Raw genomic sequence first — 5,818 nt, 5'->3', positions numbered from 1 at the left:
GCCGCTGGCTCGATCATCCCGACGAGCTCGCCGATGCGTTCGCCCGCGCCTGGTTCAAGCTGATCCACCGTGACATGGGCCCGGTCGACCTGTACCGCGGACCGCTGGTGCCGTCCGAGCACCTGCTCTGGCAGGACCCGATCCCGGCCGAGACCGCCTCCACCATCACCGACGCCGACGTGGCGACCCTCAAGGGTCAGCTCGCCGAGTCGGGGCTGACCGTGGCGCAGCTGGTGTCCACCGCGTGGGCCGCGTCGTCGTCGTTCCGTGGCAGCGACAAGCGCGGCGGCGCCAACGGCGGCCGCATCCGTCTGCAGCCGCAGGCCGGGTGGGAGGTCAACGAGCCCGACGCCCTGGCGCAGGTCATCGCCAAGCTCGAGGAGATCCAGGCGGCGTTCAACGCGGCCGGTGGCAACACCGTCTCGTTTGCCGACCTCGTGGTGCTCGGTGGCAACGTCGGCGTCGAGAAGGCCGCCAAGGCGGCCGGTCACGACGTCGCCGTCCCGTTCACCCCGGGCCGCGGCGACGCGACACAGGAGCTGACCGACGTCGAGTCGTTCTCCTACCTCGAACCGCGCGCCGACGGCTTCCGCAACTACCAAGGCAAGTCGTCGCAGGTCCCGGCCGAGTACGAGTTGCTCGACAAGGCCAACCTGCTCACCCTGTCGGCGCCGGAGCTGACCGTCCTCGTCGGCGGGCTGCGGGTGCTCGGTGCCAACTACGAGGACTCGACGCTGGGTGTGCTGACCGATCGGCCGGAGACACTCACCAACGACTACTTCGTGAATCTGCTCGACATGGGTACCAAGTGGGAGCCCTCGGCAGACGACGACGGCACCTACGTTGGTACCGACCGCGCCTCGGGCGAGGCCAAGTGGACCGGCAGCCGCGCCGACCTGATCTTCGGTTCCAACTCGCAGCTGCGGGCCCTGGCCGAGGTCTACGGGCAGGACGACGCCGCGGGCAAGTTCGTCGACGACTTCGTCGCCGCCTGGACCAAGGTCTCCAACCTGGACCGCTTCGACGTCTGAGTCCGACCCCACGAAACCCGGTGAGACGACAATGTCCTCTCACCGGGTTTCGTCGTGTCCGAACCCTCAGGCGAACTGCCACGCCGCCGCGGCCGCAACGGCGCCGGTGGCATTCAGCGCCCAGTGCAACGCGATCGGTGCGATGAGGCTGGTCGACCGGTGCCGCAGCCAGCTCAGCACCAGCCCGGCGACCGCCGTCGCCACCACCGCCCCGACGATCCCGGCGATCTGCCCGAACGTCCCGCTGCCGAGGACACCGGAAAGTCCCTGGTTGCCGCCGGTCAGACCCCGCGACGACGCGATGTGCCACAGCCCGAATGCGAACGCCCCGACGAAAAGCGCGTACCGCACCCCGAGCAGGTGGGTCAGACGACCGTGCAGGACCCCACGGAACGCGAGCTCCTCGGGGATCACTGTGTGCAGCGGGATCACGATTCCGGCCGCAAACAACGCGGGCAGCACCGCGTTGTACTTCTCCGACAGAAAGAACTGGCGCAAGGCCGGCACCGCGATAACGGCGGCGACCACCGCGACCACCACACCGATCGCGGCCGCCGCGTACGGCAGCGACGGACGGATCTGCGAACGCGCCAGACCCAGGTCGTCCCACCCGAGCCCGGACACCCGGGCCAGCACAACAAGAACGACAGCGGCAACGGGCACCACCGCGTAGTGGACGGCGGTGGGCAACTGCCCGAGGGCGACGAGAAGGTTGGCGGTCACGAGTATCGCGATCGTCGCGACGATCCAGAGCACCGAACCGAGCCGCGACCGCACCATCAAATCCTCCTGAACATTCGCCGACCACTGTGACGGCTCAGGGATTCAACCGATCACGGAACCGGAAAGTTCCCCGATCGAGACACCCCCGATCGAGACCCTTCCGTAACCGGTCGCCGTATGGCGGCCGACCGCTATGTCGGCGATCACATATTTCACCGGGCGCATTCTTCCGGCCGTGGCTATGCTGGTGCCTTCCCCCAGGGAAGGAGAAGGTGACATGACCTCCGGACACATCCGGCTCACCTCGCACAGCGGTGGCGCCGATGCCCCCCAAATCCATTGGGGTGCAAGAACAGCCGACGAGCGCGGACCGGTCGTGGGAACGACGATCACCCGCGGGCATCGCAACGTGATCGGCACGCACAGCGGGTCGTACAGCGTGTACCGGGCGCTGGCGGTGGCGGCCGGGGCGCTGTCCCGCGACCATCGCGCCGACCTGACCAACACCTCACCCACCGACCATATCGGCCCCTATCCGCAGTGGAGCGACCCGTCGGCGATCGTGAGCCTGGACCCGTGGGGTGCGATGGTGGCCGACGCATTCTCGGGCTACCTGGCGCGAGGCTTCGACATCCGGCCGACGATCGCCGTCACCAAAGCGCACGTGATCCTCCCCGAGATCACCGAGGCCATCGCCCGCGGTCGGCTGACCCCGGACGGTTCGGTGCTATTCGACAGCGGCGCCGCCCTCGTCACCAAGGTGGCCGTCGAACCGGTGTGGTATCTGCCGGGGGTCGCGGCCCGATTCGGTTGCGGCGAAGGCGAATTGCGCCGTGTGCTGTTCGAGGAGACCGGCGGCATGTACCCGGAGCTGGTCACCCGCTCCGATCTGGACGTGTTCCTGCCGCCGATCGGCGGCCAGACCGTCTACATCTTCGGCAACGCCCGCGATCTGGCCGATCCCGATGTCGAACTCACCGCCCGCGTGCACGACGAATGCAACGGTTCGGACGTGTTCGGCTCCGACATCTGTACGTGCCGGCCATATCTGACGCACGCCATTGAGGAATGCATCCTCGGCACCCAGCGCGGTGGCGTGGGTCTGGTGTCGTACTCGCGCAAGGAGGGGCGCGCACTGGGCGAGGTGACCAAGTTCCTGGTGTACAACGCCCGCAAACGCCAGGAGGGCGGCGACACCGCCGACCAGTATTTCGCACGCACCGAATGTGTTGCGGGCGTGCAGGATATGCGGTTCCAGGAACTGATGCCCGACGTCCTGCACTGGCTCGGTATCCGCAAGATCCACCGGCTGGTGTCGATGAGCAACATGAAGTACGACGCGATCACCGGTTCGGGGATCGAGGTGGGTGAACGGGTCAACATTCCCGACGAGCTGGTTCCCGCCGATGCCCGCGTCGAGATCGACGCCAAGATGGCCGCCGGATACTTCACGCCGGGCCCCGTACCGGATGCGGATGCGCTCAAGCAGGTCCGCGGCCGGGGGCTCGGCGGATGACGGCCACCGAGGTGACATCCGCTGCGACGGACGTCGCCGCGGTGTTGCGCAGTACCACCACGATCCGCGAACGCGCCGGCCTTCTCCTGACACGCGCTCGGGCAGGAGACTCGCGCTGGTTCACCGTCGACGACGCCGCGGTCACGGGCGCCGCGCACGAGGTGGCGGAGCTGACCCGATCCCGCTTCCCCGACCTTCAGATCCCCTATCACAGCAGGTGGCGGCACTTCGAGGCCGGCGGCGTCGATCGCCCCGCCCAACTCGAAGCGCGGCTCACCGGCCTGGACGCGCACGACCGGGCCCGCACCCTCATCGACCTGACGGTGGTCAGTGTCCTGCTCGACGCAGGTGCGGGTCCGGACTGGTCCTTCCGGGAATCGTCGCCGGACGGTGACCGCATCTACACCCGGTCGGAAGGTCTGGGTGTGGCGAGCTGGCACGCGTTCCTCGCCGGAACGTTCTCGTCGGCCCCCGATACCGCGCTGCGTGTCGACGCCGCCGGTCTGCGGGCGCTCACCGCCGAACAGCTGGCCGCGGCCTTCCAGGTCGGTGCGGACAATCCGCTGGTGGGCCTCGACGGCAGGCTCGACGTCCTGCATCGCCTGGGCGACGTGCTGGCCGCCGACCCGGACGTCTTCGGCTCCGACGGCCGTCCGGGAGGCCTCCTCAAGGCGATCACCACGGGCGGGCCGGTGACCGCCGAGACGGTCCTCGGTGCGGTCCTCGATCACCTCTCACCCATCTGGCCGTCGGGAAATGCCTACACCGACGATTCAGGAAACGCTGTGGCACTGGGTGATTGCTGGTATCACCCGGCGCTCGACGGGTGCTCACCGGCGCCCGGCCGAATGCCGTTCCACAAGCTCTCGCAATGGCTCACCTATTCATTGATCGAGCCGCTGGAACTGAGCGGTTTCCCGGTCACCGGTCTCGACGGTCTCACGGGTCTGCCCGAATACCGCAACGGCGGACTACTCCTGGACACCGGCGTGCTGACCCTGCGCGACCCGGATTTCGCCGATCGCCCGTGGCGGGTGGACGACGAACTCGTCGTCGAGTGGCGCGCATTGACTGTCGCCCTCCTCGACGAGATCGCCGGTGCCGTACGCGCCGAACTGGGTGTCACCGCAACACAACTCCCGCTGGCCTGCGTCCTCGAAGGCGGCACCTGGGCTGCGGGCCGCGTCACCGCCGGACGTCTGCGCGGTGGCCTACCACCGTTGACCATCATCAGCGACGGCACCGTCTTCTAGAGACAGGAGCACACAGTGGAACAACTGACCGTCATCGATCACCCGCTGATCGAACACAAACTCACCCTGATGCGCCAGAAGGAGACCTCCACCAACGACTTCCGGCGTCTGATGACGGAGATCTCGACGCTGATGGCGTACGAGGTGCTGCGCGACATCCCGATGCACGAGATCCCCATCGACACCCCGATGGAGTCCACCACCGGCCGGGTGATCGACGGCAAGAAGGTGGTGATCGCGGCGGTGCTACGGGCCGGTTCACAGATCGCCGACGGCATGCTGACGGTGGTCCCGGGCGCCCGCATCGGCCACATCGGCCTGTACCGCGACCCGAAGACGCAGGTGGTGGTGGAGTACTACTTCAAGATGCCCGGCGACCTCGGCGAACGCGACGTCGTCGTCACCGACCCCCTGCTGGCCACCGGCCATTCGGCGGTCGCAGCCGTCGACCGCCTCAAGGAGTACTCCCCCAGATCGATCAAGTTCGTGTGTCTGGTAGCCAGCCCCGAGGGCCTGAAAATCCTCACAGAGGCCCACCCCGACGTCACCATCTACACCGCCGCGGTAGACCGCGAACTCGACGCCGACGGCTACATCCTCCCCGGCATCGGCGACGCCGCCGACCGAGTCTTCGGCACCGACTGATAAATCTGGGAGCCCCATCTCACCAGACCCTTCGTGACGCGGTCGGCTCCTTCGTCGCGCGACGGCTCCTCAGGGATCAAGAAGGCACCCTCACCACACTTCTTGATCCCCCAGACCCGAACCAACACAACCAACCATCGTGATCCCGAAGACCCCAACCAACACGACCAACCATCTCGATCCCGAAGACCCGAAGCGACGCGACCAACTATCTCGATCCCGAAGACCCGAAGCGACGCGACCAACTATCTCGATCCCGAAGACCCGAAGCGACGCGACCAACTATCTCGATCCCGGAGACCTCAAACGACGCGACCAATCATCTTGATCCCTGAGGCCGAAGCGACGCAGGAGCGAGGGTCACGAAGGGTCAGGTGACCTACCCACCTGACGCAACCACACATACGGAACAATTGCGACCCATGGCACGACACATCGTCGACGCAATGGACCGGCACCAGGTCCCGATCTACATCGCCGCAATCGCAGCAGGAGCCGCCGCGGGAGCCATCGCACCCGGAACCACCGAGTCCTTCTCGGTTGCGATGAACCCGGCACTGGCCGCACTTCTCTACGTCACCTTTCTGCAGGTCCCGATCGCCTCCCTCGCCGAGGCGGCACGCGACACCCGTTTCATCTCGGCACTGCTC

General features: G+C 67.1%; 5 protein-coding genes and 1 pseudogene. 5 read left to right on the top strand and 1 reads right to left on the bottom strand.

Going from position 1 to position 5,818, the window contains the following annotated elements; all coding sequences use genetic code 11:
- A partial coding sequence (locus KDB67_RS17025) for a peroxidase family protein (RefSeq protein ID WP_366852455.1) occupies positions 1 to 1,031 on the top strand: 1,031 nt, incomplete at its 5' end.
- Positions 1,032 to 1,097: 66 nt separating this feature from the next.
- Here the strand turns inward: KDB67_RS17025 and KDB67_RS17020 are convergent.
- Positions 1,098 to 1,811: a CPBP family intramembrane glutamic endopeptidase gene (locus KDB67_RS17020; protein ID WP_291018078.1), complete on the bottom strand. Its 714-nt coding sequence runs from the start codon at positions 1,809 to 1,811 to the stop codon at positions 1,098 to 1,100.
- A gap of 184 nt (positions 1,812 to 1,995) precedes the next feature.
- On the opposite strand from KDB67_RS17020, the gene KDB67_RS17015 reads away from it, so the two are divergent.
- The 4 genes and pseudogenes from KDB67_RS17015 to KDB67_RS17000 all read left to right on the top strand — a co-directional run.
- Positions 1,996 to 3,270 carry a GTP cyclohydrolase II gene (locus KDB67_RS17015; protein ID WP_291018080.1) on the top strand — a complete coding sequence of 425 codons (1,275 nt, stop codon included), beginning with the start codon at positions 1,996 to 1,998 and terminating at the stop codon, positions 3,268 to 3,270.
- Positions 3,267 to 4,523 (top strand): URC4/urg3 family protein, encoded by a 1,257-nt coding sequence (locus tag KDB67_RS17010; RefSeq protein ID WP_291018075.1) that lies wholly within the window; start codon positions 3,267 to 3,269, stop codon positions 4,521 to 4,523. The genes KDB67_RS17015 and KDB67_RS17010 overlap by 4 nt, the downstream gene beginning before the upstream one ends.
- Positions 4,524 to 4,538: 15 nt before the next feature.
- On the top strand, positions 4,539 to 5,168 hold the full coding sequence (gene upp, locus KDB67_RS17005) for a uracil phosphoribosyltransferase (RefSeq protein WP_291018072.1): 630 nt from the start codon (positions 4,539 to 4,541) through the stop codon (positions 5,166 to 5,168).
- 422 nt (positions 5,169 to 5,590) lie between these two features.
- Positions 5,591 to 5,818: pseudogene (locus tag KDB67_RS17000) on the top strand (arsenic resistance protein); the annotation flags it as partial.

The sequence above is a fragment of the Gordonia sp. (in: high G+C Gram-positive bacteria) genome, from assembly GCF_020438995.1.
GTDB lineage: Bacteria > Actinomycetota > Actinomycetes > Mycobacteriales > Mycobacteriaceae > Gordonia.
The sequence above is the reverse complement of the archived record's forward strand: the minus strand, read 5'-3'. Positions and strand labels throughout refer to the sequence as shown.

Bases quoted from the DNA above. Each gene is read 5' to 3' on its own strand.
- KDB67_RS17015 (WP_291018080.1), top strand. From the start codon at position 1,996: ATGCTGGTGCCTTCCCCCAGGGAAGGAGAAGGTGACATGACCTCCGGA.
- KDB67_RS17010 (WP_291018075.1), top strand. From the start codon at position 3,267: ATGACGGCCACCGAGGTGACATCCGCTGCGACGGACGTCGCCGCGGTG.
- KDB67_RS17020 (WP_291018078.1), bottom strand. From the start codon at position 1,811: ATGGTGCGGTCGCGGCTCGGTTCGGTGCTCTGGATCGTCGCGACGATC.